23 protein-coding genes are annotated in these 24,944 nt (G+C 46.3%); 8 read left to right on the top strand and 15 right to left on the bottom strand.

All coding sequences use genetic code 11. The features are described from left to right. The first annotated feature begins 566 nt into the window (after positions 1-566). Together KOE27_RS16655 and KOE27_RS16650 are read left to right on the top strand one after the other, a co-directional pair. Positions 567-2,393 carry a sensor histidine kinase gene (locus tag KOE27_RS16655; RefSeq protein WP_215239975.1) on the top strand — a complete coding sequence of 609 codons (1,827 nt, stop codon included), beginning with the start codon at positions 567-569 and terminating at the stop codon, positions 2,391-2,393. Between the two features lie 5 nt (positions 2,394-2,398). Continuing rightward, entirely contained in the window at positions 2,399-3,136 is a 738-nt protein-coding gene (locus KOE27_RS16650; RefSeq protein ID WP_215239974.1) for a response regulator, read from the top strand. A gap of 5 nt (positions 3,137-3,141) precedes the next feature. On the opposite strand, the gene KOE27_RS16645 is transcribed toward KOE27_RS16650, so the two are convergent. Then, the gene (locus KOE27_RS16645; protein WP_215239973.1) at positions 3,142-4,530 is read right to left on the bottom strand and encodes a glycoside hydrolase family 88/105 protein; all 1,389 of its coding nucleotides are present in this window, start codon (positions 4,528-4,530) and stop codon (positions 3,142-3,144) included. A gap of 184 nt (positions 4,531-4,714) precedes the next feature. Here KOE27_RS16645 and KOE27_RS16640 point away from each other — a divergent pair, with 184 nt between their 5' ends. Both KOE27_RS16640 and KOE27_RS16635 read left to right on the top strand, forming a co-directional pair. Then, positions 4,715-6,085 carry a leucyl aminopeptidase family protein gene (locus tag KOE27_RS16640; protein ID WP_229252801.1) on the top strand — a complete coding sequence of 457 codons (1,371 nt, stop codon included), beginning with the start codon at positions 4,715-4,717 and terminating at the stop codon, positions 6,083-6,085. 147 nt (positions 6,086-6,232) lie between these two features. Next, the gene (locus tag KOE27_RS16635; protein WP_215239971.1) at positions 6,233-7,447 is read left to right on the top strand and encodes an ATP-grasp domain-containing protein; all 1,215 of its coding nucleotides are present in this window, start codon (positions 6,233-6,235) and stop codon (positions 7,445-7,447) included. Positions 7,448-7,491: 44 nt separating this feature from the next. Here KOE27_RS16635 and KOE27_RS16630 read toward each other — a convergent pair whose 3' ends face one another. From KOE27_RS16630 to kduD, 9 genes are all read right to left on the bottom strand, one after another. Further along, positions 7,492-7,836: an ArsR/SmtB family transcription factor gene (locus KOE27_RS16630; RefSeq protein ID WP_215239970.1), complete on the bottom strand. Its 345-nt coding sequence runs from the start codon at positions 7,834-7,836 to the stop codon at positions 7,492-7,494. Then, positions 7,833-8,273, bottom strand: coding sequence for an SRPBCC family protein (locus tag KOE27_RS16625; RefSeq protein ID WP_215239969.1), 441 nt, complete (start codon positions 8,271-8,273; stop codon positions 7,833-7,835). The genes KOE27_RS16630 and KOE27_RS16625 overlap by 4 nt, the downstream gene beginning before the upstream one ends. Before the next feature lie 235 nt (positions 8,274-8,508). Beyond that, positions 8,509-8,943 carry a nuclear transport factor 2 family protein gene (locus tag KOE27_RS16620; RefSeq protein ID WP_215239968.1) on the bottom strand — a complete coding sequence of 145 codons (435 nt, stop codon included), beginning with the start codon at positions 8,941-8,943 and terminating at the stop codon, positions 8,509-8,511. Positions 8,944-9,018: 75 nt separating this feature from the next. Further along, positions 9,019-10,299 (bottom strand): MFS transporter, encoded by a 1,281-nt coding sequence (locus KOE27_RS16615; protein WP_215239967.1) that lies wholly within the window; start codon positions 10,297-10,299, stop codon positions 9,019-9,021. Positions 10,300-10,352: 53 nt separating this feature from the next. Further along, positions 10,353-11,879, bottom strand: coding sequence for a tagaturonate reductase (locus tag KOE27_RS16610; protein WP_215239966.1), 1,527 nt, complete (start codon positions 11,877-11,879; stop codon positions 10,353-10,355). Between the two features lie 3 nt (positions 11,880-11,882). Further along, positions 11,883-13,727, bottom strand: coding sequence for a glycoside hydrolase family 88 protein (locus KOE27_RS16605; RefSeq protein ID WP_215241643.1), 1,845 nt, complete (start codon positions 13,725-13,727; stop codon positions 11,883-11,885). Positions 13,728-13,903: 176 nt separating this feature from the next. Beyond that, a complete protein-coding gene (locus tag KOE27_RS16600) occupies positions 13,904-14,254 on the bottom strand; it encodes a cupin domain-containing protein (RefSeq protein ID WP_215239965.1) in 351 nt (116 codons plus the stop codon). A 17-nt stretch (positions 14,255-14,271) separates the two neighbouring features. Further along, a complete protein-coding gene (kduI, locus tag KOE27_RS16595) occupies positions 14,272-15,102 on the bottom strand; it encodes a 5-dehydro-4-deoxy-D-glucuronate isomerase (protein WP_215239964.1) in 831 nt (276 codons plus the stop codon). A 91-nt stretch (positions 15,103-15,193) separates the two neighbouring features. After that, positions 15,194-15,961, bottom strand: coding sequence for a 2-dehydro-3-deoxy-D-gluconate 5-dehydrogenase KduD (gene kduD / locus KOE27_RS16590; RefSeq protein WP_215239963.1), 768 nt, complete (start codon positions 15,959-15,961; stop codon positions 15,194-15,196). Between the two features lie 272 nt (positions 15,962-16,233). On the opposite strand from kduD, the gene KOE27_RS16585 reads away from it, so the two are divergent. The 4 genes from KOE27_RS16585 to KOE27_RS16570 all read left to right on the top strand — a co-directional run bounded on the left by KOE27_RS16585 (position 16,234) and on the right by KOE27_RS16570 (position 19,822). Beyond that, a complete protein-coding gene (locus KOE27_RS16585; protein WP_215239962.1) occupies positions 16,234-17,274 on the top strand; it encodes a LacI family DNA-binding transcriptional regulator in 1,041 nt (346 codons plus the stop codon). A 20-nt stretch (positions 17,275-17,294) separates the two neighbouring features. Next, positions 17,295-17,792 (top strand): NUDIX hydrolase, encoded by a 498-nt coding sequence (locus KOE27_RS16580; protein WP_215239961.1) that lies wholly within the window; start codon positions 17,295-17,297, stop codon positions 17,790-17,792. A 168-nt stretch (positions 17,793-17,960) separates the two neighbouring features. Continuing rightward, positions 17,961-18,575 carry a peroxiredoxin family protein gene (locus KOE27_RS16575; protein WP_215239960.1) on the top strand — a complete coding sequence of 205 codons (615 nt, stop codon included), beginning with the start codon at positions 17,961-17,963 and terminating at the stop codon, positions 18,573-18,575. 80 nt (positions 18,576-18,655) lie between these two features. Further along, the gene (locus KOE27_RS16570) at positions 18,656-19,822 is read left to right on the top strand and encodes a methionine aminotransferase (protein WP_215239959.1); all 1,167 of its coding nucleotides are present in this window, start codon (positions 18,656-18,658) and stop codon (positions 19,820-19,822) included. Positions 19,823-19,862: 40 nt separating this feature from the next. On the opposite strand, the gene KOE27_RS16565 is transcribed toward KOE27_RS16570, so the two are convergent. The 5 genes from KOE27_RS16565 to KOE27_RS16545 all read right to left on the bottom strand — a co-directional run bounded on the left by KOE27_RS16565 (position 19,863) and on the right by KOE27_RS16545 (position 24,857). Continuing rightward, on the bottom strand, positions 19,863-21,098 hold the full coding sequence (locus KOE27_RS16565) for an ABC transporter permease (protein ID WP_215239958.1): 1,236 nt from the start codon (positions 21,096-21,098) through the stop codon (positions 19,863-19,865). A 192-nt stretch (positions 21,099-21,290) separates the two neighbouring features. Continuing rightward, complete coding sequence (locus tag KOE27_RS16560; RefSeq protein ID WP_215239957.1) at positions 21,291-22,673, bottom strand: hypothetical protein; 1,383 nt, start codon at positions 22,671-22,673, stop codon at positions 21,291-21,293. Then, positions 22,660-23,244, bottom strand: coding sequence for an RNA polymerase sigma factor (locus tag KOE27_RS16555; protein ID WP_215239956.1), 585 nt, complete (start codon positions 23,242-23,244; stop codon positions 22,660-22,662). The genes KOE27_RS16560 and KOE27_RS16555 overlap by 14 nt, the downstream gene beginning before the upstream one ends. A gap of 19 nt (positions 23,245-23,263) precedes the next feature. Further along, a complete protein-coding gene (locus KOE27_RS16550; protein WP_215239955.1) occupies positions 23,264-24,205 on the bottom strand; it encodes a hypothetical protein in 942 nt (313 codons plus the stop codon). Next, on the bottom strand, positions 24,192-24,857 hold the full coding sequence (locus KOE27_RS16545; RefSeq protein ID WP_215239954.1) for a hypothetical protein: 666 nt from the start codon (positions 24,855-24,857) through the stop codon (positions 24,192-24,194). The genes KOE27_RS16550 and KOE27_RS16545 overlap by 14 nt, the downstream gene beginning before the upstream one ends. Positions 24,858-24,944 lie beyond the last annotated feature (87 nt).

Here is a 24,944-nt window from a genome sequence, read left to right as displayed (position 1 = left end):
TAAGTTGTGTTTTGTTTTAAATGAATTTTAAAGATTTCTCCGCCTGGTCTGTATGGTTCTGATAAAAATTCAGGATCATACCATTACCTGCTCCCCGTTTACGGGGATAAATAGCCATTAGCAGAAGCGGTTTGATCAGATCTCAAGAGCCCCTGTTTCAGCATTCTTTTTATTAATACCACCAAGTTGCAAAATGTCTCAACGTTAAATTAGAGGTGCGCAGGGAACAAGGTATTTTGCTCGTGGAAGGGCCGGAAGTGTCAAGCAAAGGAGATCATTCGATGTATCCTTAAAGAGGGAAATCGGCAGATGCCAGGTGGGGCCTCCCGGACAAAGGTCCTTTTAAAAGAGTCTTTCCTGCAAATGACAAGAAAGAATATGCCAGGCGTAATAAAGTATGCTATTGTCCTGCGAAGTGCAGGTTTTGTTCCGGGAAGAAAGGGAAGTGCTCAAGGAAGGTGAAGGGGCCGTCATTTCCGGCGGGGCAGCATTTATAATTTGATTTTCATCTTTTTACGGTAATCAGCATAATTAGTACTTTTAATAACCTTTGTCAGCGTTGTTCAATGAAAAATTTTAGAAATAAGAAATTTCAAGGTTTGCTATTGCTGCAGTTATTGTTGCTGGGTATCTTTTCGGCTTTTGCTCAGAAAAGGGATTTGCTGCCCTTGCAAAGTCATAAGATACTGTATGCCGATACGGTATATCGGCAAGCCATAAAAACACAGGACTCACTGCTGCTGGCCGAGTCGTACTATCTGTATGGAAAGGTCTATGAGGCTACCGGGGATGATCTTACGGCATGCCGGTGGTATATGAAATCCATGCGGATTCAGGAGCGGTGCGGGGATGCTTTTCACCTTTGTAGGATATACAGCAAACTTGCCGGATTCGGACTTCGTGCTCAAAATTATTCTGAAACCAGACGATACGCATTCCTGACTTTAAAATATGCAGAGGCTGATCAGTCTTACTTAAGTCTTTCAAGGGCCTACGGCCTGATGACCAACTTTTATTCTCACGACTGGTCCGAAAATGGCCGTAAGCCAGGGCTTCCCTCCGTACAAAAGGATAGCTTGGGATATTTTCTCAAAAAGAACGAAAAACTCATCTTGCAAAGTCCGGAGAACAATCCCGTTGAAATCGCCACACGCAAGTCCAATCTGGGAAATTTGTTGATACACTATCGTTACGATGACCGGGGAATAAAACTCAGGAAAGATGCGCTGGAAATATTTCTGCGGGAAAAGGAAGTGACTGAGGCTTATCAGCTGATGGTTGACTTTGGCTTTTATTACCTGAACAAAAATCGGGAGACAGCCCTGAAGTATGTAAAAGATGCCGAGGAATTAAAGAAAAACAATTTGTTCAACAGCCTTTGGGATGAAAAATTACTGGCAGAGTTCTATGAAAAGTATTACCGGCAGAAACAAGATTGGAAAAGTGCTTATGAATATAATAACCGCTATCATCAGCTGGATAAAGTCAATTACCTCGCTGACCGCGACGGTGCCATCACCCGGCTCAGCAAGGAATATGAAACCGAGCAAAAAGATGTGCTTCTCAAAGTGAAGGATGCGGAACTGAAACTCCGGACACAAACTCTGCAAAACCAGGAATACTGGACTTACGCAATTCTCTGCCTGCTGATTGCCACATTTGGCGCCAGTATTGTGTTTTTTAGGCTATATAAGAAAAACCGCGGACTGAGAATTAAAAATGAGGAGCTGATGATGGAGCAGAGTCATAGGGTCAGGAATAACCTTCAGGCGGTTTCGAGTATGCTAAGCCTTCAGTCTGATATCCTGCCTGACGAAACCACGAAGCGGATCATTGAAGATGGGCGCCTGAGAATTGAAGCAATGGGCCTGCTGAACCGAAAACTCGCTGAGGTTGACAACGGGAGAGAAATCTTTCTGCCCGACTTCATCACCGAACTGATGGAAGGTGTGCTGCAATCGTACGGGTATGAAAACATAATAACGAACATTGCCATTGACCCTGTGCAAATACCAGCCAACCAGGCTCTGCATCTGGGGCTTATCCTGAACGAGCTTGTTACCAATGCGTGTAAGTATGCATTCCCGCGTAATACCTGCCCGGAAATCAGGATGGTCTGTAAGCTGGAAAAAGGAATGATCAGATTTGTGTTCGGGGATAATGGAGGTGGGGTAAGTGCAGGTCACTTTTTATTGAATGAAAATCCTGCCGACAACCGTTCTTTTGGCGTTACGCTGATCCGCCTGCAGGCCAGCCAGCTCAGAGCCCGGCATAAGTTCAGTTCGGGAGCCGGACTTGTTTTTGAAATGGATTTTAAAATAGGTCAAAGGCAAAAAATGCGTAGTACAGAAATTACTGCCACGCATTGGTCACTTTCTTCAATACTCAATTGATATATATGAAATCTTTAAATGTGCTGGTTGTCGAGGATGATCTTTTGATTGCAAGCAATATCAGGAGAAATCTTGAAGAAGCCGGGTACCAGGTATCGGGGATTGCCCGCAATTATGAAGAAGCGCTGCAGGCAGCCAGGGATTCACCTCCCGACATGGCATTGATAGATATTCAGCTGGAAGATTCCTTTGATGGTATCTACACGGCAAATGAACTGCTGCGGCATCACTGGATACCGATCGTTTTCCTGACGGCGGATTCACGAGACCATACCTTTCAGAGAGCGCAGATGGTGTCACCCAGAGCCTACCTTTTAAAGCCTTTCCGGCAAACAGAGCTTGTGATGCAATTAAAACTGGCACATCTCAACTTCCAGCCGACTACCAAAAAGGAGCATGTGCCGGATCATTTATTTCTGCCTTATGAAAAAGGTTACGAAAGAGTTGTAAAGGCGGATATACTCTACGTTAATTCGGTACTAAACGGTTCGTATGTTCATATTTTTGAGGCAGGAAAAGAAAAACCCAGACTCATTACCATGAATATCGGCTACCTGGGACAGTTTCTCAATGGTCCTGATTTTTACAGGGTTTCCCGTTCTTTGCTGATCAACCTGAGTTACATCGAAAGAATTGAGAGAAACCATCTGAAACTGAAAGACTATGATCAGCTGATATTCATTCCAGAAGGGAACCGTACCGACCTGATGGACCGGCTGGCGGTAATCAAAACACGGCGCTGACCAGGTTATTTTTTCTGTAAAAGCTGCACGGAACTGTCGTTTATTTCAAAAGCGTTATTGTTGAGCAATTGCAATACTTCGGCACCCGCCATGATTACCGGACCATACCCGTGCGCGGCGTATGGGCTGATGGGCCGGTGGTAATAAAATGCGGGATCAAAGGCCATGCCGGTTCCGACACAGGTGCCCTCTACCTGCCCCTGTGGATTGATTTTGGTTGACACTGCATTCCACGCCAGGAGCGCCATGGGTGCGTAAGTTAGCCCTTGTACCCAACCACTGTTAATGGCTTTGGCAATAGCATAGGTATAAATGGCCGTAGCCGAAGTTTCAAGATAGGAGTCATTTCTGTCGAGCAACTGGTGCCAGAAACCTGACCCCGACTGGCGGGCTGCCAATCCTTTGATATGTGCTTTCAGAAGCTGCAGGATTTTTGCGCGGCCCGGATGGTTCTCCGGTAACACATCCAGTAGCTCTACTTTTGTCAGTATAGCCCAGCCATTGGCACGGGCCCAGTGAAACTGCGGATGTTCGGTCATTCCTTCCACCCAGCCATGCATATACAGCCCTTTTTCCTTGTTAAACATCCGGTCAGAAATCTGCAGTACCTGTTTTACGGCTTCGTCGTAATATTTTTTGTCTCCGGTTAATTTCCCCATCTGGGCAAGGGCTGGTACGCCCATAAAGAGGTCGTCGAGCCATATCGTGTTGGGTTGCGGGCGATTACGGGCCAGGCTACCATCCTTTAACTTATGTTCTTTGTGAAGGATGTAGTCAATATGGCTGTTGATCAGCGGACGAAAATTACCGGTACTTCCGGCACGTGTCGCTTTGATCATCGCTGCGCACATCGCCCCGCAGTCGTCCAGCGCATGCGGATCCACCAGCCCCCGAAGCGGCCCAGCCGTTCCCCAGTCGGCATGTTCCTGGCTGGTTTTCTTAAAATAGGGCACCGATTCCGCAATGAAATGCAGTCGCTTATCAGCATATTCCCTGAATTTCCTGTCTCCGGTCACTTTGGCGGCCAGCAACATGGCAGAGTAGGTAACCCCCCATTCGTAACTCACAATGCGGTAATCCCCTTTTTGCAAAACAGTATGCTGATCAATTTTTGTAAGATCCGTAACCGGCTGTCCGGTTTTGGAGTCCACGAAGGCGGTAGGCGTCACCTGGTTCAGGTAGTTATAAATACGGTTCAGGTCCGAAAGGACATTCTCCTTTTTTACAATGCCGTAAGGAACCGGGTAATCGGGTTGGAGTAAGTGAAGCGGGGTGTTGGAGTCGTTGGCCCGGGTTTCGTTACGCTGTGCAAAGCTGCCTGATGCGGATCCCAGCAGGTAAGCAATAGCAAGAGCCGTTCCGGAAGTCGAAATATGGGTAAAAATTCGTATCATGGTGTCAGGTTTCTTAGTCAGGTTTATATATAGGGAAATCCGGAATTTGCCGGGTTTGCATAGCTGGCCAGGTCTTTCTGTTACATCAGGCCTGGCCCAAAAGAAATTTATTGAGCGATGTTACTCTTTTAGTTCTGATTTTAATTCGACTTTAAATAATATGCACATTCAACAGACAACGGCAATGGCAGAAGAAATTCTTCTGATAAAGGTATACGACGAAAATTCGGCGCCAGAAAATCAGGACATGTTCCGGGCAGAAAAGGGTGAAAGCTGGTGGTATTCGTCAAGGGAATTATGGCTTGGGCTGGGAAAGGTGCAGGAAACATCTGCGCTGATCAAAATATTCAGATCCCTTTTTTATAAACGGAAAGACCGCTGGCCGGAGGAAATTATATTGGATGCCAGAGGGAAATCTGCCGAATGGATTGAGGCTGCGGTGAATGGAATTTTACTTGGGGGGTATGACATCCAGTTGTATAAAACCTCTCCAAAAAAGATGAGCATTTTTTTTGGAGATAACGGGAAGCTGAAGATCTGGGTAACCCAGGAATCCGGAGAAATTTTAAAGGGAATAGGGTTGGCTCAGAAAACTGCTGTGGTTCAGATGCGCATTATGGACCTGATGAACGCGCCGGGTAACCATAAATCCCCGACACTCCTGGCAGAATGGGCCATAGAATCGGGCGCCGAAAATAATTACAATGTCCGTATCCTGGACAAGGAAATGCTGCAGAAGGAAGGGTTGCATGCGTTGCTTTCGGTGAGCAAGGGAAGTGCGGAGCCTCCGGTGTTGATCGTATCGGACTATCATCCCGAAGCGTACAGGCATACCGTGGCGCTGGTAGGCAAAGGCGTAACGTTTGATACCGGTGGTATCTCTATCAAACCGTCGGGGAATATGCATTTAATGAAGAGTGACATGGGTGGGGCCGCAGCTGTGCTGGGTGCTGTAGAACTGGCCGCACAGCTGAAACTTGCTGTGCGCGTAGTTGGTGTGATTCCTTCCACGGAAAATTGTGTGGACGGAACTTCCACCAAGCCAGGTGACGTCATTCAGTCGTATTCGGGGCAGACGATTGAAGTGATAGATACTGACGCGGAAGGCAGGCTGATCCTCGCCGACGGGTTGACGTACGCCGTCAGGAATTTTAAACCGGATGTGGTCATTGATCTGGCCACGCTGACAGGCAGTATCATTCAGACATTGGGATACGAAGCAGCCGGATTATTTACCTCCAACGATCAACTGGCGGCGGACATCTCGGAAGCGGCCGATCTCACAGGGGAAAAAGTATGGAGGTTACCGTTGTGGGATGTATACCGGGAAGAGCTGTCGTCGGACATTGCAGACGTTAAAAATTACCACGGGAAACCCATGGCAGGTGCCATTGTGGCTGCCAAATTCCTGGAAGCTTTCACGGACGAACATACCTCCTGGGCACATCTGGATATTGCCGGAACGGCTTTCGGAGATACGGAATATGCCCCTGGGAGAGCCGGAACGGCCTATGGAATCCGTTTGCTGAGGGCATACCTGGAGCAGATAAGCTGATTGGTTTCAATCCGTTTTTTCATCCCGGGCAGGGCGATGCCGTCTGAAATATAAATGGGCGTAGTCTTGACAAATTGCTTCTTTTTGCTTTATTTGAAAAGGAAAGAACCATCCACATTTTCATAGTTTCCACCAACACACAATTTTATGTCGGGATCTCTGACCTTCCTCTGCATTTCAACATATTTTAAAGGCAATGATTTTCTCAAGGCGTGTAAAGAGGCCGGTAATACGGTGCTTCTGCTCACTGCCAAAAAACTCGAAGGTAAACCTTGGGTGAGGGAATGTATCGATGACTTTTTTTATGTACAAGAAGGGGAGGACGGAACGTACGATATGAACCAGATCATCAATGGCCTGGCGTATGTAATGCGCAGCAGGGCGATTGACCGGGTGGTGGCACTGGACGATTTTGATGTGGAAAAGGCTACGCACATCAGGGAGTATTTCAGGATACCGGGGATGGGGCAAACCACCGGGCGGTATTTCCGTGATAAGCTTGCCATGCGTACCAAGGCTGCGGAGTCGGGGATTCGTGTTCCAGGGTTTTCGGCGCTTTTTAATGATGCCGAAATCAACAGATTTATTGAAAAATATCCCGGTCCCTGGATGATTAAGCCCAGGTCGGAGGCTTCGGCAACCGGTATCAAAAAGCTCCACACCGTGGCTGATCTGTGGGAAACGATTCACCGCCTGGGCGATAAACGGCACAGTTATCTGGTGGAGCAGTTTAAGCCAGGTGATGTTTATCATGTTGATTCCATTTCCTACAATGGTAGGGTAATATTCCTGTGGTGCAGTAAATACCTGGCGCCGCCATTTGAAGTAGCACACGAGGGAGGTATCTTCCGTTCTGTGACGGTACCTTTTGATTCGTCGGAGGAGCATGCGCTGGAAACACTGGCCGTGGATTTGTTAAAGGCCTTTGGTTTAAAACACAGTGCATCACACACGGAGGTGATACGCTGTTATGACGATGGTAAATATTATTTCCTGGAAACTTCCTCCCGTGTCGGCGGAGCACACCTGTCTGAAATGGTTGAAGCGTCTTCGGGGATCAACTTGTGGAAGGAATGGGCAAAAATGGAAACTGCCGAAGCAAATGGTGAAAATTATAAACTTCCTCCGGTACGTAAGGAGTACTCGGGGATCATTATTTCCCTGGCCAGGCAGGAATGGCCGGACGCAGCCGTTTTTCAGGATCCTGAAATTGTATGGCGAATGAATGAGCCTTACCACGTGGGCATGGTGGTGCGTTCCAAATCCCACGATCAGGTGATTGCCTTGCTGGATAAATATGCGAGCGTCATTCAGGAAGATTTTCATGCCTCAGCCCCTGCACAGGACAGGCCGTCCCATTGATACGGATCTGAACAGGTACTTTCCTGGAATTTCCCGAATCTATCTCAGGTACGATTGTCCTTTTCGGGGACAATCGTATTTGTTTTCAGGAGCGTATCGAGGCTTAATAACTGAGCTTTCCAATGTGCCTCAAAGAAATCCATCCAGTGTTGTATTTCCCTGAAACCGGCCTGGTTAAGAATGCAAAAGCGCTCTCTGCCTTTTTCCTCCATCACGATGAAACCTGCGCCGTGGAGGATTTTAATATGTTTGGAAACCGCCGGGCGGCTGATCTCAAAATTCTCCGCAATAGCATTGATAGACCGTTTCTCTTTGGCGATCATCATCAGTATTTCCCTGCGGCCAGGGTCGGCAAGTGCCTGAAACGGGTCATAAATGGGCATGGTCATGCGTCTAATGTCTGAAGCGCCTTTGTGATTTTTTTGGATAGGATTTTTTTCCATCCCAGTTCCATGATAAAGCTGGTGAAGTAATTTTTAGTACCCTCAAAACCAGATTGTTCAACCTTTAGCTCGGTACCTCCGTTTTTGGGTGTCAGGGTCCAGGTTACGATGGTGTCCAGGGTAATTACACCTTTCTGAGGTCCGCCCCTGAAGGTATAGGACAGCTTTTTCAAAGGTATTACCTCCAGAACCTTATGATACATGATCCCATCAAACCCTTGCGATTTCCGGGGTTTGGCATGTGCCTCAAACTCATGTCCTACCACGGGCTTAAAATCCTTGATAAAAGTCCATTTGTTTAGTAACTCCTGATTGGTAAGGCATTCCCAGATCACTTCGGGAGGATGCGGGTAAAACCATTGTACTTTGACATCTCGTTTCATAACACGGAACTTTTTGGTTACGCAAATATATGTGTAACTTTTTTGTTACGCAATTTTTATTCCAGATATGTTGGTTTCAGAAGCAATATCCAGGAATTCCGCGGTTACAGCAGTTGGGTCAATGCTGCCGAAGTAAATCCTAGGGAGGCCGAAGGTTTGCCTGTTAGCTGAACCACCGTCATAAACCGAAAAAACCCGCTGTTGTGGCGGGCTTTTCATGCTTTTCTGAGCAATTCTAAAGTAGCTTGAAGGCTTGTCTGCCGAGGAGTACCCAGTTTCCTTTTACCTTTTGTAAAACCATAAATACCCCGAGTTTTACCTGTGCGGGATCTTTTCCCTTGTTGTGGGTGTCTCCAAATAATTTATGGCGTACCATGGCCACATCACCCGAAATGGAAATGGTCTGTTCGGTCAGTTCGATTTTGGTAAACTTGGATTCACCGCTTACCAGTGCCTGGATGAACGCTTTTTTGTCTTCAAGAAGCCCGTTGGAGTGTCCGTAGCTCAGCGACGGAGCGGTGAGTTTTGAAAGGTCGGCTTCATTGGCCGCAAGGATAGCAGTCTTAAGTTTTTCAATGAAAACCGATACCTCTTTTTCATCTTTGGTTTGAGCAAAAGCGGCCAGGTTTGTCAGAAGCAAAAGGGCGGCGAATATGAGTGTTTTTTTCATCAGAGTAAAAACTGTTTGCTGAACGGAATGGATATCTGTTAAAAGTAATTGAAAGGTTGGATATAATGGGTAAATCTAAATCTTTACCTGTTCCATTTTGGGAGCAAAAAAGTGCATGACGATCCAGGCAAGTAAATAAGCAAAACCACAGATAATGAAAATGAGGTTATAACCTGCTCCTATGTTACCGGCAAATTTGTAGGTATCCAGTATATAACCCACCAGCATCGGGAAAAGAATGCCGCCAACAGAGCCCGCCATCCCGCCGATCCCCACCACGGAGCTCACTGCTTTTTTAGGAAACATATCACTCGCTGTTGTGAAAATATTTGCGCTCCAGGCCTGATGGGCCGCCGCCGCCAGGCTTATCAGTACCACTGCCTGCCAGATATTGGTGGTATACTGGGCCAGCATAATGGGCATCACACAGACTGCAAACAATAGCATGGACGTTTTTCTTGCTCTGAATACGGGCCATCCTTTATTGATCAGAAAGCCTGACAGGTATCCTCCGCCAATACTGCCGATGGTAGTTGCCGTGTAAACAATTACCAGCTCAATGCTGGGTTTGGAAAGGTTCAGTTTAAAAGCCTCTGCAAAATAGGATGGGAGCCAATACAGGAAAAACCACCAGATGGGATCAGTGAGCATTTTACCAAAAACAAAGGCCCACGTTTGGCGTATCTTAAAAAGTTCCAGCCACTTTACAGGTTTTTCTTTGCTGGTATCCGGCTCATTATCGCTTAATATATAGTTAATTTCGGCCTCGTTTGCTCGTGGTTGCCGGGCAGGTAATTCATAGTATTTTATCCAGAAGAAAAGCCAGATAAAACCAACCGCACCGGTGATCAGGAAAGCCTGCTCCCAGCCATAGAGTCCAAGGATCCATGGCACCATAATGGGCGCGACCACGGCTCCAATATTGGCACCTGAATTAAAAATCCCGGTAGCCAATGCTCTTTCTTTTTTAGGGAACCATTCCGCCGTTGCTTTTATAGCAACCGGGAAGTTGCCCGCTTCTCCCAAACCAAGAAGGGCGCGCATCAGGCCGAAACTCATGGTACCGTTGGCAAAAGCGTGTAGTAAGGCCGCAATACTCCATACCACCACCGATATAATATATCCGAGCTTGGTGCCGATGCGGTCAATAATAGCGCCAAAACCGATCAGTGAAAAAGCATACGCCGCCTGAAAAGCCATTACAATATGGCTGAAATCGGATTCTGTCCAGCCAAATTCTGTTTCCAATGTCGGTTTCAAAAGACCGAGTACCTGTCTGTCGAGGTAATTAATGGTGGTGGCAAAAAACAGCAATGCTACTACACGCCAGCGGTATCGGGTCATTTCGGTTTGCATGAAAAGGGAAGGTTGGGTTTTAATGTAAAAATATGGAAAAGTACCTGGAGGTATTATACATACTCGGCTTTGCTTAGAAATGTAGCGAGTGCTTCCAGCGGATCTTTGTTGGTCAGTAGCTCAACGTGAGAGGTTACCTGCCTGGTTAATCCCTCGATCCTGCCTAAATTCTGTCCCCAGATAGCCTGCTCTCCCAACAGAGAACCCACCACCCCAGGAAGTTTTCCGGTTTGCCAGTACTGATAAAAGAGAGGAGCTTGCGGATCCTGAATTTGATAAAAAGTATCGCCGGATTTTGCAAAATAGCCATCTCCGTTTTTTCTCACAACTTTCATAAACAGCAGGTAAGCTGCTATCGCGAAGGTGGTGTATTCCGGAAGAACTTTTTGTTTTTCAAGATATTGAAAGAAAACAGGCAGCACGCGGGCTTCTATTTTGGCTGAATAATTTTGAGCGATGGAAGACCACTTATGTTCCATAAAAGGATTTCGGAAACGATCCAGTACCATCTGAGTGAAATTCAAAACAACGGATCTTTCCACAGGATACGGTATGGCTATGGCAATTTCGTCTTCCATCAGATGGACCAGAAAGGTAGAAAAGGAAGTGTTTTCCATCGCCTCCGAGACGGTTTGAAAACCGCACAGATAAGCCAGTGCAGCACCTGCGGTATGCGCGCCATTGAGAAGATAAAGTTTAAGCTCACGAAAAACTTCAATATCAGGTTGGATTACCACACCCGAGTCGGCCTGTTCAAACGATAATTTCTGGCGGATACGCTCATCGCCTTCTATGGCCCACAACCGATATTTTTCTGTGACGATCATCAGGTCGTCCGTATATCCCAGAACACTTTCTATCTCATTTTTAACAGTCTCATCGGGCAGTCCGGGCACAATGCGGTCAACCAGGGAATTGCAGAAATCATTGTGTTTTTCGAGCCAGTCAATAAAAGCGCTCTCGAGCCCGTTGCGGTGGGCAAGTTCCATAACGATGGCTTCCAGCCGCGCTCCGTTGTTCGGGATGAGCTCTGTTGGCAGGATGATCAGCCCGCTGTCCGTGCTACCGCCAAAGGAAACATAACGGGCATACAGGAAAGCAAGTATCTTTCCGGGAAATGATACCGGGGGCCATTGATAGATATCATCCTGTACAAGTTTGATGCCGAGCTCGGTTGCATTAGAAATGATAACCGCGATATTGGGATTTTTGGCAAGATCAAGTACCAGCGACCACTGGCTTTTGGCTGAAAGTACCCGGCTGATCGCTGATGAAATAATATTTTCTTCAATGGTTTTGCCGTCAGCCAGGTCTCGGGTACAAATGGTATAAAGGTTGTCCTGTTTTTCAAACGACCGGATATCGCCGGGTGAAGTGGTTTTTACCACCACAATTCTCCCGTTAAATATGCCCTGACGATTGGCTTTGTCAATGAAAAAATCAGGCAATCCGCGCAGCAATACCCCGGCGCCAAACTGAAGTACTTTTTCGGGCAAATGAAAAATACTGTCATCGGCCACCTCTACGGGGGAGTGTTTGCGGAGACACCGCAGGTTTTCACGAAACAAATGCGATTTCATAGCCTACTGATTTCGTTTGGGAACTTTGTTGAGCAGCCATACGGCAAGATCTTTTCCTGCCGCAAAATTTTCAAAACTGCTATCAATCCTGCGGCCGTCCAGATACTCGTTGTAAAGCCAGGGATCTCCCACGGCAAAGACGACCCCTTTGCCATACCTGGAAGTGGCCATGATAATATCACCGTCGTCTTCGAGCAAAGCGATGGCAGGTTTTGTTAAAGACAACGGAGATAACTCTTTGATATATAGTTTTTTGCTGTTTTTGAAAACTTGCCCTGCGCTGGCCGATACTGTTATTTTTCCCTGTTCGAACTGCATACCCTGTACCATGTTCCGGTTCCGGTTGCTGAATTGGATCCCGAAGGCCTGGGCCAGTTTATTAAAATGGGGTATCTCGCAGTTGGAGGTATCATTGGCCATCAGAACCAGAATACCTCCGGCTTTCACCCATTTTTCAATTTCTTTGATATCACCCGGGCTAATGTACTGAGGATTGGCTGTTTCTTTTTTTGTATCCGGATCAACGATGATGTACACATCAATTCCTTTGAGATTGTCCCTTGCTGGTGCAGCTTTTATGGAAGTCGTTTTTGCTCCCAGTTCATTGAAAATATTCCCCCAAAGCCAGAAACCCGAATGCTGCCGGTCTTCCCAGGTATAGTGGAATGCCTCTTCGGTACCGGCCGGCCCCTTTCTGAATTCATGGTTGAAGTGATAATCCAGCCCCACGGTTTTCCCTTTTCCAATTCCGTATTCGGCTGCTATCTCCATTTCCACACTGGCAAAAATAAAGGGGCCTAATCCCTTCAGGTCATTCTTGCGGATGGGTTCGCTCAGGTAATAAGCATAACTGCCGTCACGATAGGGATTGCCGCCCAGGCCGCCCACACTTACCGTTTTGTTAAGGCTGATGGTGCCGTTGGCTTCTTCTTCAATAAAATTGGCAAGAATAGCATTGTATCCACGACGGGCGTCGGCTGCGTAATTTTCGGTGATATAACCCATCCTTGCACCTTTGGCCAGTGCGTAAACGAACATGCAGGATGCCGATGCTTCGAAATAATTACCGGCCCGGTTGCCCTGGTCAATCACCTGATACCAAAGGCCCGACTTGCCGTCCTGATACCTTACCAGCACCGGTGCCAGGCGCTGCAGATATTTAACCAGCTCGGTTCTCCTGGGATGGTTTTTTGGGAAATAATCGAGTACATCCACCAGCGCAATGGCATACCAGCCTATGGCACGAGCCCAGAAACTGGGTGAACGCCCCGTCTTTTTATCGGCCCATTTTTGCTCCCGGCTTTCGTCATAGGCATGGTAAATGAGGCCGGTCGTTTCATCTACGGCATATTTTTCAATCAGGGCAAACTGGTTAGCTATATCCTCAAAATGTTCGGGGTGATTAAAGAGCAGGCTGTACTCTGCGGCAAAGGGCTCACCCATGAAAAGCCCGTCGAGCCACATCTGATAGGGGTATTTCTTTTTGTGCCAGTAGCCGCCTTCTTTGGTTCGGGGTTGTTGCTCCAGTTGTTGCCAGAGCCGGTCCGATGCCTTTTTGTATTTTTCCTTATCCGGCAGTGTTTGCTGGTAAAGGGTCAAGAGTACTCTTCCGGTGGGGATGTTGTCTATATTAAAATCATCGAACCTGTAACTCCGGATACTGCCATCCCCGCGCACGTACTGATCAATATCTTTTCTGATGTACTCAAAATATTTACCATCACCGGTACGGTTCCATACCTTTTCCAATGCTTTCAGCATCAGTCCCTGTTCGTAATCCCAGCGGGTAATAGTGTTCTTGCCCACAAGGATCGAGTCTTTATGATTGGTCATAAAGGATTCCGCCATGCGGACCGACCAGGGTTTGGTCTGGGAGAAACCGGAAAGGGATAGCAGGATCGCCGACAGGGGGAAAGTAATCCGTACAATCGTTTTGAAAAAATGATTCATTTGGATGGCATTTTACCTCGTTATTTCGCAAAATAGATTGTTGAAAAGTACTGTATCTTGTTTTCAAGCTTCCTTTAGCGAGTTATAAAATCTTCCCGGAGCGGTGTGAAAATATCAATCAGTATACCTGCCTCCAGGCACAATGCGCCATGGGGGATATCTGGCGGAATGTGGTATACATCTCCTTTCTTCAGTATTTCTTTTTTATCTCCTATCGTAATTTCAAATGCTCCGCTTTCAACATAGCTCATCTGCGTATGATAGTGACTGTGCAGTGCGCCAATCCCTCCTTTTTCGAAAGATACCTTAACCATCATCAGGTTGTCATCGTAGGCCATCATTTTTCGTTTCAATCCCGCTCCCAGGTCTTCCCAGGTAATACTTTCATCCTGAATGAATTGATTTCCTTTTGTTGTCAGGTTCATCTTGAGTTGAATTATGTTTAGCGTAAGTCGTTGATGGCAACGGAATCCATATCGGTATAATCTTTATTTTCTCCCGCCATTCCCCATATAAAAGAATAATTGGCCGTGCCACATCCCGCGTGGATCGACCAGGGAGGAGAAATGACAGCCTGGCGGTCGCCTATCCAGATATGTCTGGTTTCGGCGGGTTGCCCCATCAGATGCAGGACTTTCTGGTTATCAGGGATATCAAAATAACAGTAAGCCTCCATTCTACGGTCGTGCACATGTGCTGGCATCGTATTCCAGACGCTTCCGGCACTGAGTACCGTAAGCCCCATTACCAGCTGGCAACTTTGAATACCCTCTCTGTGAATATATTTATAAATGGTTCGGAGATTGGAGGTTTCACTGCTGCCCACCGTCACGGGTGTGGCGTCTTCTTTGGTGAACAAGCGTGTGGGGTGAGGCTGGTGCGCCGGAGCAGAAAGCAGATAAAATGCCGCTGGTGCTGCTGGGTCCAGACTGGCAAAAGTCACTTCTTTTGTTCCTCTCCCAACATATACACAGTCCAGTTTGCTGATTTCGAAGGATACTCCGTCGGCCGTAACAATGCCGTCACCAGCAATGTTAATAATGCCAAGCTCCCTTCTTTCCAGGAAAAAATCGGCTTTTAAGGAATCAAAAGTATTTAAAACAAGAGCTCCGGAGATTGGCATTGCACTTCCGATCATGACTCTGTCGTAATGAGAATACACCCAGTCGATCGCATGGTCATGGAATATGTTTTCTATTAAAAAATGTTCCCTTAATGACGAAGTATTCATCTGTGCTACTTCTCCGGGACTGCTTTCAAATCTGATTTTCATATAATTAGGGGTTATTTTCCGTTTGGTGCGAATCCTGGAGTAACTGTATTCAAAGGGCCGGACCTGATAAAATTGTGGAGGTGGCAAAAAATTATCTGCCCATCCATCCGCCATCCACAGTGACCACGGTACCGCTGACGTAGTCGGATGCTTTGGACGCCAGAAAAATTACCGGCCCCATGAAATCCTCTGGCTGGCCCCAGCGCCCGGCGGGGATTCTTTCCAGAATGGATTTGCTCCGGACAGGATCATTCCTGAGCGGCTCGGTGTTGTCCGTATTGATATAACCTGGTGCTATGGCATTTACGTTTACACCTTTACCCGCCCATTCGTTGGAGAGTGCTTTAACCAAGCCGCCAATGGCACTTTTTGACGCCGTGTAACCCGGCACGTTGATGCCCCCCTGAAATGTGAGCAAAGAGGCCGTGAAGATGATTTTCCCATATCCGCGTGCCACCATATCGCGGCCAATTTCTCGGGAAAGTATGAAAGGTGCATCAAGGTTGATATTCATCACGTTGTCCCAGTACTCGTCTGGGTGTTCGGCAGCGGGCTGGCGCAGAATAATCCCTGCGTTATTGATCAGGATATCAATAACCGGGTGATCCTGTTTGACCTGTCTGATAAAAGCATAAAGAGAATCACGGCTGCTCAGGTCAACCTGATAAGCAGAGAAGCTTCGGCCCAGAGCTGTGATTTCAGTTTCAATTTCGCTTCCTTTCCAGATGGAGGAAGATATACCGATAATGTCTGCACCAGCTTCGGCCAGCGCCAGGGACATAGCTTTACCTATACCTTTATTACAGCCGGTAACAAGCGCGGTTTTACCACGGAGATCAAAAATATTCTGGGAATACATTCAGGATTTAAGTTAATTTTCCGGGTGTAACCTCACATATTGCGTCAAGGGTATCGGAGTGTACTGGGACGAGTTTAGATCAGATAATAATAAAAATCAAATAATGAATTGTCTTTTTTTGTGCAATCGTTATCGGGAACGTTATCAGTCCTCCTATCTGGAGATACGCCGACCCGCTTGTTTCGGCTTCTGAAGGAATGGGATGGACGAATCGGCGGTTCAGATTTCGTTTTTAAGTGTAACTTACCGGCTGAAATAAACCTGCATTTGTTTTGGAGACTATTACCATAAAAGATATTGCAAAGGCTTTGAACCTCTCAACCTCGACGGTGTCGCGGGCGCTACGCAATAGTTATGAGATTAATCCGGAGACCAAAAGACTGGTGATGGAATATGCCGAGAAAATGAATTATCGGCCCAATCCCATAGCACTGAGTCTGAAGGATAGCAAGAGCAGAGCCATTGGGGTTATCATCCCTGAAATTGCCAACTACTTTTTTTCTCAGCTGATCAACGGTATTGAGTCCATTGCCTATAACCTGGGTTACCACGTGGTTATTTTCCAAAGCCACGAATCCTTTGAGCGGGAACTGGCCAATACCCATTACCTGGTGTCGCGCAAGGTAGACGGCCTGCTGGTGTCGCTATCCAGCCTGACCACGGATATCAATCACTTTGAGGAATTGATGGAGAAGGGTATGCCCATTGTGTTTTTTGACCGGGTCCCGCAGACGGACAATACCCATAAGATTATTGCAGACAATTTTGAAGGAAGTTACAAAGCCACGGCGCATCTGATTGAAACCGGCAAAAGGCGGATTGCGCACATTACCAGTCCGAGGTATCTGTCGATTACATCCGAAAGGCTGGGAGGTTATCGGAAAGCATTGGAAGACCACGGTATTGTATACGATGAGTCGTATGTGAAATATTGTCACCATGGGGGAATGGTAACCAGTGAGAACGAGGAGGCAGTGCAGCAATTGCTGGATATGCCGGAGCCTCCGGACGCCATATTTGCTGCCAGCGACCGGCTTACCACAGGTTGTATGGCTGTTTTAGTCAAAAATAAGATCAGGATTCCGCAGGAAATCGGGATGATCGGGTTTACCAATATTGCGGTAGCACAGCTTTTCAATCCCCCTCTGAGTGCCGTGGTACAACCCGCGCTGGATATGGGCCAACAGGCCACCGAGTTATTAATTCAGCTGATCGAAAATCCTAAAAGAGTATCCGGTTTTGAAACCAGGTGTCTGCAAACGAGGCTGGATATCCGGCAGTCGACCACCGGAGAAATAAAAGAAGAAATTTGATCTGTGATTAACTGCAACAGATGAACGGAGGACAGACGATCAGTGTAAATGTCAGCAATGCACTATTTAATTTTCGGGTTGCAGGTATTGCAACTGTCGGGGAAAAAGTATTGTTACACAAAACTCCTGCCGATAATTACTGGAGCCTGCCTGGCGGGCGGGTCGAAATGTTTGAATTTGCTGCTGAAGCCCTGCAGCGTGAAATGTCAGAGGAGCTGGGGAAACGGGCAAAAGTGGGTAGCCTGATCGCTGTTGCTGAAAATTTTTTCGAATACGAGGGTATTGATCACCACGAAATCGGATTTTATTATCTGATGGACATAGCCGACCTGGAAGATACAGAGGACAAGATTGTACATGATGATTCCGGCGAGCTGCTTTGCAGATGGCACGAACTGAGTGCATTGTCCGAAATCCCGCTATATCCGCCACTTCCTCTGCGTGAAATGCTGGCCAACGTAGGTACTGTAAGGCATTTTACATTTTCCAGGTTGAAACTGGAAACGCCTCCTTTTTAAGCTAAGACAGCAAAAGAGCCTTTCCCACAGAACTGATAGGTTTTCATTTTAACAAAAAATAGCTTAAAATACCGATTAAAAATGTTCAGAATAATAATCTATTAAATTTGTAGAATATATAGACTAATAATATATTTGCATTTTATAGTATTCAACCCCCTGGCACTTATGTACTACGAAATTGAAGATGAACTGGGTAATGTATCTACGATCCAACTGAAAGAAAGAATTTCTGAATCGGTGGAGTCGCTCAGGGAGGGCGATATAGCCCCTTTGTTTTATCTGAAATCGGATGAAGGATTTCCCGTGACGTCGCTTACCGGCTTTTCGGTCACGGGTGACACCCGTGACCTCATGGATTTGATCCAGTCCAAACCTTTGGTGATTACCTTTTACTGTACCTGCTGGGGGAGTTATGCGCCAAAATATCTGAACTTTTTGCAGGAAATTACGCCACAGGTGGAAGCGCTGGGCGGGCAGGTGCTGGTATTAACGACGGAGTCGCCTAAGCAGATCGAAAGACTTTCAAAAAAGCTCGATGCAGAATTGACATTCTTCCATGACAAGGATCACAACGTGGCCCGGTCATACGGGGTATTTTCGGAAACCTCTCCGATCTGGGATCGTATTGCGGGGATATCCGAAGAAGTTTTTACGCCTGCTCTTTTTGTAGTGGGAGGCGACAGAAAGGTTTTGTATGCTTTTGTGGACGAAAATTTTGACGGCCAGCCGCAGGTTAAAAGGGTACTTGAAAAGATTTATAATTTCAAAAACAAAAAATAACTTCATTCCTATATCTATAAAACCTCTGTTATCAGCTAGTTTTGATACAGGGGTTTTGTCTTTTTAGTTACTTTTTTCAGATGCCGCATTCTGCCACTTCTTTTACTTCCAAGCTTCCGGAGGTAGGTACCACCATTTTTACCAAAATGTCAGCACTTGCGGGAGCGTTTGATGCCATTAATCTGGCTCAGGGCTTCCCCGAATTTGATTGTGCGCCTGGCCTGCAGGCTTTGGTGAGCAAGTATATGAAGCTTGGAAAAAACCAGTATGCTCCCATGGCAGGCGTTTCCGCGCTGCGGGAAGCCATTACGCAAAAAATTAATACTTACAACCATTGTTCCTATGATCCTGACCTGGAGATAACCATCACCAGCGGGGCAACCGAGGCCTTGTATGTTGCTATCTCGGCGGTAGTCCGTCCGGGAGACGAGGTAATTGTATTTGAGCCTGCTTATGATAGTTATGTACCGGCCATCCGGATGAGCGGAGGTGTGCCGGTGTACGTTACGCTGGACCCCCGGTTTCAGAAAATTGACTGGGAACAGGTTAGTACCCGCATATCGACCCGGACACGTGCGATTATTGTCAATACGCCTAATAATCCTTCTGGGTATGTGTGGACCCGGGAAGATCTGCTTCAGCTGGATACCCTGGCCAGCAGGCATGATCTGATTGTGATCAGCGATGAGGTTTACGAGCATATCATCTTCGATGGCCGAAAACATTTATCGGTTTCTTCTGTTAAATCACTGGCAGAACGCTCGTTTATCTGCGGTTCTTTTGGTAAAACTTTTCATATTACGGGCTGGAAACTGGGGTATTGTCTGGCTACTGCGGCGTTCATGGTGGAGTTCAGGAAAATACACCAGTTTATGGTATTCAGCGTGATTACTCCTTTTCAGTTCGCCATCGCCGAATTTCTGAATGAGCCGGAGCATTATCTGGAGCTGTCGGCTTTCTATCAGCGGAAACGGGATCTTTTTAACGATGCCCTGAAAGCTACCGGATTTGACATCAGGCCAACTGAGGGTAGTTTTTTTCAGAATGCGGGTTATGCGGGGTTATCTGAAGAAAATGATCTGGCTCTTGCCGAGCGGCTCACCAGGGAGATAGGTGTAGCCTCAATCCCGGTTTCTTCTTTTTATGCTGCGCCGGTCAGCTACAAAGTGCTGAGATTCTGCTTTGCCAAAAATGATGATACACTTTTAAAAGCCGCTGAAAGGCTTGGGAAAATAAGCTGGCAGTAGCCAGATACCCGTGCAGCATCTGGGACTTTATTTTTCTGCTTTATTTTTTAAATAAAAGCGCCTTCACCGGCTGGATGGTTGTGATGATCAGGGTAGGGATCGAAAGAATGAGTGCTGAAACCACCATGGTAATCACATTGACTAACCCAAACACGGGCCAGTCGAACACAATGGGAACGGTATCCATATAATAATTGACCGGATCAAGCGGAATGAATCTGAACTGGTACTGCAGCCAGCATAACAGCAGGCCGGTGGCGTTGCCGATCAGCAATCCGTTTCGCACCATATAAATTCCAACTCTGAAAAACACCATTCTGATCTGGCGGTTCGGGCTGCCCAGCGTTTTCAGCAGGCCGATCAGCGGTGTGCGTTCCATGATCATAACCAGCAGGATGGATACCATATTAAAGCAGGCTACAAACAGTATGAGGGTCATGAACACGGCGGTATTGCGGTCGAGCAGTATCAGCCAGTCAAACAAAGGACGAAAGGAATCGGTCACTTTCGACAGATAAACCGCCGGAGGTAACACAGCTTTTAACCTGGAAGCGACCTGATCCAGTTTTGAAAAATCCTTGAGGTATATCTCATAGGTGCCCACGGAGTCGGCACCCCAGCCATTGAGGCGCTGTACCAGAGCCAGGTCTCCGATGATCAGTGTGTTGTCAAATTCTTCCATTTGGGTATCGTAAATTCCGGCAATGGTGAGCTTGCGTGGGCGGGGTGGGTTCTGAAGAGAGTACATGATCACGTCATCACCGGGTTTCAATACGAGCTGGGAAGCTATCTTTTTACTGATGATGATTTCGGAGGAATAGCCATACCTGATGGCCGAAGAATCCTTGTAGCCCAAAAGCCTTCCGCTCACCAGCGTCGTTTTAAATAAATCCCAATTGAAATCCTTACCTACTCCCTTTAAAACAACTCCTTTAATTTCCTCCTTTGTTTTAAGAATGCCCGATTTATGGGCTACCGCCTGCCAGTGATCAATTTCCGGGATTTTTGGCAATTCTTCTGACACAGGGTTTTTAACAGGCAGCGGACCTTCCTCGTAGGTATTGCCCAATGCAAATGCACTGATGTTGATATGGGCGCCGAAAAGAAAAACCTTTTGGCGGATGGTTTGTTTAAAACCCAATAAAACAGCAAAAGCAAGTATCCCCACGGCAACACCAATAGCAATACTTGCAACGCCTATCCTGGACACCGTGGCGGAGAAAGAACCGGCCTCATTATGGCGGATACGAGCGGCTATGAAAGAAGGAAATTGCAAAAGGGAATACGTTTAATGGGAAATAGGGCAAAAATAGGATAAATTATTTTCAATGCTTGTGTCTTCAAAAAAGTGGGAAGCAACAAAAATCCCGACCGGCAGCTGCAAGTCGGGATTCAGTAACTTACCCATTAATGAAAGTATTTATCTTAAAATTTATTTTCAGAACAGTTAGCGAAGTTGTGTATAACATCAATGTTTGATAAATTTCAATCCCACCGACAGGCCCAGCTGATAGGGCCGGAAAAGAAATGCCTCGTTGTTGGTTTTAAGCTTGGTGAAGCTGTAACTTATTTCGGGGCCGGCAACCAGTAGCGTGTTACGGCTCAATTTCCAGGTTTTCCCAATGCCTATATTCCCGGAAGCGGCGTTCTGAGAGGAGGAGAGCGCGTGGCTCATGGTTACCCCAGCTTTCCCGAAGTACCCTCTCAGGGCCGGGGACTTAAAGAAAACCACTTTTTGCAGGGATAGTCCGAGCATGTTGAAATTTGTGCGCTCGCTGACAGGTATACCTTGCCTCACAATGTTGAAATCACCGCCTTTGGCAGGCTCAACGTTGTACTCTTCTGTTGCAATTTCGTAGTGGATCACCTGGCTGAAACGACTGTAATCAACAAGCAGCTGGAAGCCTTTCTTTTCAATTCCTGCATCAACTTTGAAACCCAGTGTTTGTGCCGAAACGGCGGATGGCAGGATGAAATTCTGGTATTTAATATCTGTCTGCGGCAGAATAGTCACTTTCTGGAAAGTATTTAAGGGTGTAACAGACAGCAAAAAATGATAGGGGGCAGGTTTATCAGGGAAATCCGGTTTTTCAATATCAGGTCCTGCATAAGGTACTTTACCCAACCCTGCAGTGTAATAAGGTCTCGGGAGCAATTGCTGCATACTGAAAGATTCGGCAATAGGTATGGTTTTAATTTTCTCCTCCTGGGCGGAAACATCAGTGACCGGGGCTTGGGTTGAAACACCCGGTTTTGTTTCAGGTTGGAATGTAGTAAGATCACTATCCGTGGTTTTGCCGGCTAGAAGCGTTTTTGCAGAAGCCGAACTTTTTGGTTGTAATGTATCCCGCCCGGCTTTAAACTTGCGATCGGCAGCTGCCTGGATCGTTCCTCTGTTTCCACCGGCAATGAAGATACCCGAAGGTTTTGTATCTAACGTTATCGCTTTCTTTTCTGCATTACTTTCAGAAGCATGCGCAGGCAGTTTTTGGGCAGGGGTTTCAAGGGAGCTTTTGATGAATGTTTCGGTATGCTTTTCACTGCTTCCTGTTACTGTTGCAGGCTGCTTCCTGTCGGTATCTGTTTTGCCCGGTTTTATCAGGGAAACAATCAGCGGGTTTTGTTCTTCCGAGAGGTTTTCATAGCGGATCAGCAACAAGGAAGTAATGGTGATTGCCACTACAAGCATGATAATGACCGGTTTTTGCACTTTACCGGCGAAGGGGGTCGAGTTTATTGCACCCATCACCCGGTCCAGCATATCAGGATGAGGGACCACTTCAAAGTCATCAAATTTGCGTTTCAGGGCTTTCCGCAATGCCTCGTCTATTGGTTCGTCAGAAGATTTCATTTTGCGTAATTCCTAATTCCTGTAATTTTATCAATAACAAATTCCGCCCACGCAGGTACTGCGATCTGGAGGTACTGTCCGCAATGGAAAGTATACCGGCAATTTCGGTATGTGTATAGCCGTCAATAAGATGCATGTTGAGGATCATCCGGTAGCCATCCGGCAACTGATTGATGACCTTCAGCAGTATTTCAATATTCAACTGGTCAATAATTCTTACATAATCGTCATTTTCCCAATCATACGTATGCATTTCAAGGGAAGAATTAAGTTCCTGTTGCTTGGTAGTGCGATTGTAATAATTAATAGCTGTCCTGATCACCACTGCTTTTACCCAGCTATCAATGGATTCGGGATCTTTCACTTCATTAATATACCTGAAAACCTTTACAAACGACTCCTGGAATATGTCTTCAGCTTCGGCCTTGGTTCTGGCGTAACGAAGGCATACGCCTGTAAGTTTATTCTTATAACGCTCGTACAACATCGTCTGCGCTCTGGTATCCTGCTGTTGGCAGGCTTGTACCAGTTCGGTTAACGAATTGTATTTTTTAGAGCGGAAGAAGTTCATCAGGGGTATGAAGGGGTATTTACATTTCGGGATAAGCCATGTAATATTTTTTCACTACATTTCCGCTGTTATCAAAATATAGATAATACTGCTGGGAATCGTTCCATAACAGAGCCCTGTATCCAATAAACCCGTTGTCTTCAAATTTCTCCCCGAAAAACCTGGGGAAATTTACCGCAAACGGATCGTTTGCTATCGCTGTCAGAGCTGTGGCAGGAAATTTTTCCTTACCAATGTTGTTGTCAAACTTCCCTAAGGTAGAATATATCATGGAGCCGTCTTCCCGTAGTTCCAGGGTACCGGCGCTCAAATGAATTTTATAAGTTTTCTTCTGATCCGATCCGATGTATACATTTGCCCAGCGGAATTCCTGACCTTGTCTGGCATTGATAAGTGCCTGGATATTATCAGGGAGGTCGTTAAGTTTTGGAGTCAGGTATTCCATATCCGTATCAGGATAGAGATAGATGTCGTACCTGCTGCCGACAATAGCACCCGATACCGACCATTTCAGCAGATAATTCTTGTCGTTCCATTTGTATTTGACCGAATAATCACGTGAATTGGTTACAGTAGAAAATTCCAGTGTTTCCCTGTAATCTGAATAAGCTCCGCCCCCGATAAAGAGAGAATCAAAAACCCGCCTGTAACCAGCAGGAACGGCGTCACCGGCAAGCCTGAAATTGGTAAGGACCATGATCCGGTCCACGACTACGTCAAATTCATCCGCTTTTTGCTGCAGACGGGCATTCCAGACTCTATCTTTTTCTATGGCATTGATCCGTATTTGCCCTGATTCGGGGAATTCTGTCCTTAAAATATTCAATACCGATTCCGGAATTTCGTCATTGTCCTGTGGTTGTAAGTCGCTGACACTCTGGCAGGAAAAGGTCAGAAATGCCAGTCCTGTCAGCAGGATTGCCGCTTTCAGGCCTAAACTTAATTTGCTAAAAGATCGCATAGTAAAAGTAGCGTGCATCAATTGGGTCAGTTCCATATTTCCAAGTGGGTTGTAAATTTAAGATGTAGGTTGACTTCCCTTCTTCAGGATCATCAACTGCAACGGTAAAACTGATATTTTCAACTACACCAGCATTTTTCGCGGTTTCCATGGTATCAAAAATGCGGATGGATGACTGGTCCAGCACACCGGTGAGGTTTCTGGGAGTTTTGAGATAATAATCCTCCCGGTCTTCTGATTTGATCACGATGGTTTGAAGGCTTTCATCCCATTCATAGATCATGTTGGTTGGATAAACGATCTTATTCAGGACGCTGTAGGTTTCAACAGAGTCAGCAAATAATCCCGGATCCTCTATTATTGTACCCGACTGAAAAACCAGGTACTTGTCCGGGAATTGAAAAAAAATTGCTTTGCGGTAGGAAAACTTCGTATTAAACAGGGGGTCCTTGGTCAGTTCGACTGTTTCAGTACCTGTTTTTTTGAATATTTTATCCACCCGCCATAATCTTGAGGTAAGTATTACCCGCAGTTCCTGCTCAGTATATGTTTTAACCGGTTCGAGTGGTAATGTATCATCCTGATGGCAGGAAGTTAATACGATCCCAACGGAAGAGCAAAAAAGCAATAAATTCAGGAGATACTTTTTCATAGTATGGCTGGTTCAGTATAGGTTTTCGATTTTCCTCACTCTAAAAATGAGACACCGGAATTAAAGCGTACCGTTGCATGTTTTTTT

The sequence above is a fragment of the Dyadobacter sp. CECT 9275 genome, assembly GCF_907164905.1.
Taxonomy (GTDB): Bacteria; Bacteroidota; Bacteroidia; order Cytophagales; family Spirosomataceae; genus Dyadobacter; species Dyadobacter helix.
The sequence above is the reverse complement of the archived record's forward strand: the minus strand, read 5'-3'. Positions and strand labels throughout refer to the sequence as shown.

Bases quoted from the DNA above. Each gene is read 5' to 3' on its own strand.
- KOE27_RS16655 (WP_215239975.1), top strand. From the start codon at position 567: ATGAAAAATTTTAGAAATAAGAAATTTCAAGGTTTGCTATTGCTGCAG.
- KOE27_RS16650 (WP_215239974.1), top strand. From the start codon at position 2,399: ATGAAATCTTTAAATGTGCTGGTTGTCGAGGATGATCTTTTGATTGCA.
- KOE27_RS16645 (WP_215239973.1), bottom strand. From the start codon at position 4,530: ATGATACGAATTTTTACCCATATTTCGACTTCCGGAACGGCTCTTGCT.
- KOE27_RS16640 (WP_229252801.1), top strand. From the start codon at position 4,715: ATGGCAGAAGAAATTCTTCTGATAAAGGTATACGACGAAAATTCGGCG.
- KOE27_RS16635 (WP_215239971.1), top strand. From the start codon at position 6,233: ATGTCGGGATCTCTGACCTTCCTCTGCATTTCAACATATTTTAAAGGC.
- KOE27_RS16630 (WP_215239970.1), bottom strand. From the start codon at position 7,836: ATGACCATGCCCATTTATGACCCGTTTCAGGCACTTGCCGACCCTGGC.
- KOE27_RS16625 (WP_215239969.1), bottom strand. From the start codon at position 8,273: ATGAAACGAGATGTCAAAGTACAATGGTTTTACCCGCATCCTCCCGAA.
- KOE27_RS16620 (WP_215239968.1), bottom strand. From the start codon at position 8,943: ATGAAAAAAACACTCATATTCGCCGCCCTTTTGCTTCTGACAAACCTG.
- KOE27_RS16615 (WP_215239967.1), bottom strand. From the start codon at position 10,299: ATGCAAACCGAAATGACCCGATACCGCTGGCGTGTAGTAGCATTGCTG.
- KOE27_RS16610 (WP_215239966.1), bottom strand. From the start codon at position 11,879: ATGAAATCGCATTTGTTTCGTGAAAACCTGCGGTGTCTCCGCAAACAC.
- KOE27_RS16605 (WP_215241643.1), bottom strand. From the start codon at position 13,727: ATGGCGGAATCCTTTATGACCAATCATAAAGACTCGATCCTTGTGGGC.
- KOE27_RS16600 (WP_215239965.1), bottom strand. From the start codon at position 14,254: ATGAACCTGACAACAAAAGGAAATCAATTCATTCAGGATGAAAGTATT.
- kduI (WP_215239964.1), bottom strand. From the start codon at position 15,102: ATGAAAATCAGATTTGAAAGCAGTCCCGGAGAAGTAGCACAGATGAAT.
- kduD (WP_215239963.1), bottom strand. From the start codon at position 15,961: ATGTATTCCCAGAATATTTTTGATCTCCGTGGTAAAACCGCGCTTGTT.
- KOE27_RS16580 (WP_215239961.1), top strand. From the start codon at position 17,295: ATGAACGGAGGACAGACGATCAGTGTAAATGTCAGCAATGCACTATTT.
- KOE27_RS16575 (WP_215239960.1), top strand. From the start codon at position 17,961: ATGTACTACGAAATTGAAGATGAACTGGGTAATGTATCTACGATCCAA.
- KOE27_RS16570 (WP_215239959.1), top strand. From the start codon at position 18,656: ATGCCGCATTCTGCCACTTCTTTTACTTCCAAGCTTCCGGAGGTAGGT.
- KOE27_RS16560 (WP_215239957.1), bottom strand. From the start codon at position 22,673: ATGAAATCTTCTGACGAACCAATAGACGAGGCATTGCGGAAAGCCCTG.
- KOE27_RS16555 (WP_215239956.1), bottom strand. From the start codon at position 23,244: ATGAACTTCTTCCGCTCTAAAAAATACAATTCGTTAACCGAACTGGTA.
- KOE27_RS16550 (WP_215239955.1), bottom strand. From the start codon at position 24,205: ATGCGATCTTTTAGCAAATTAAGTTTAGGCCTGAAAGCGGCAATCCTG.
- KOE27_RS16545 (WP_215239954.1), bottom strand. From the start codon at position 24,857: ATGAAAAAGTATCTCCTGAATTTATTGCTTTTTTGCTCTTCCGTTGGG.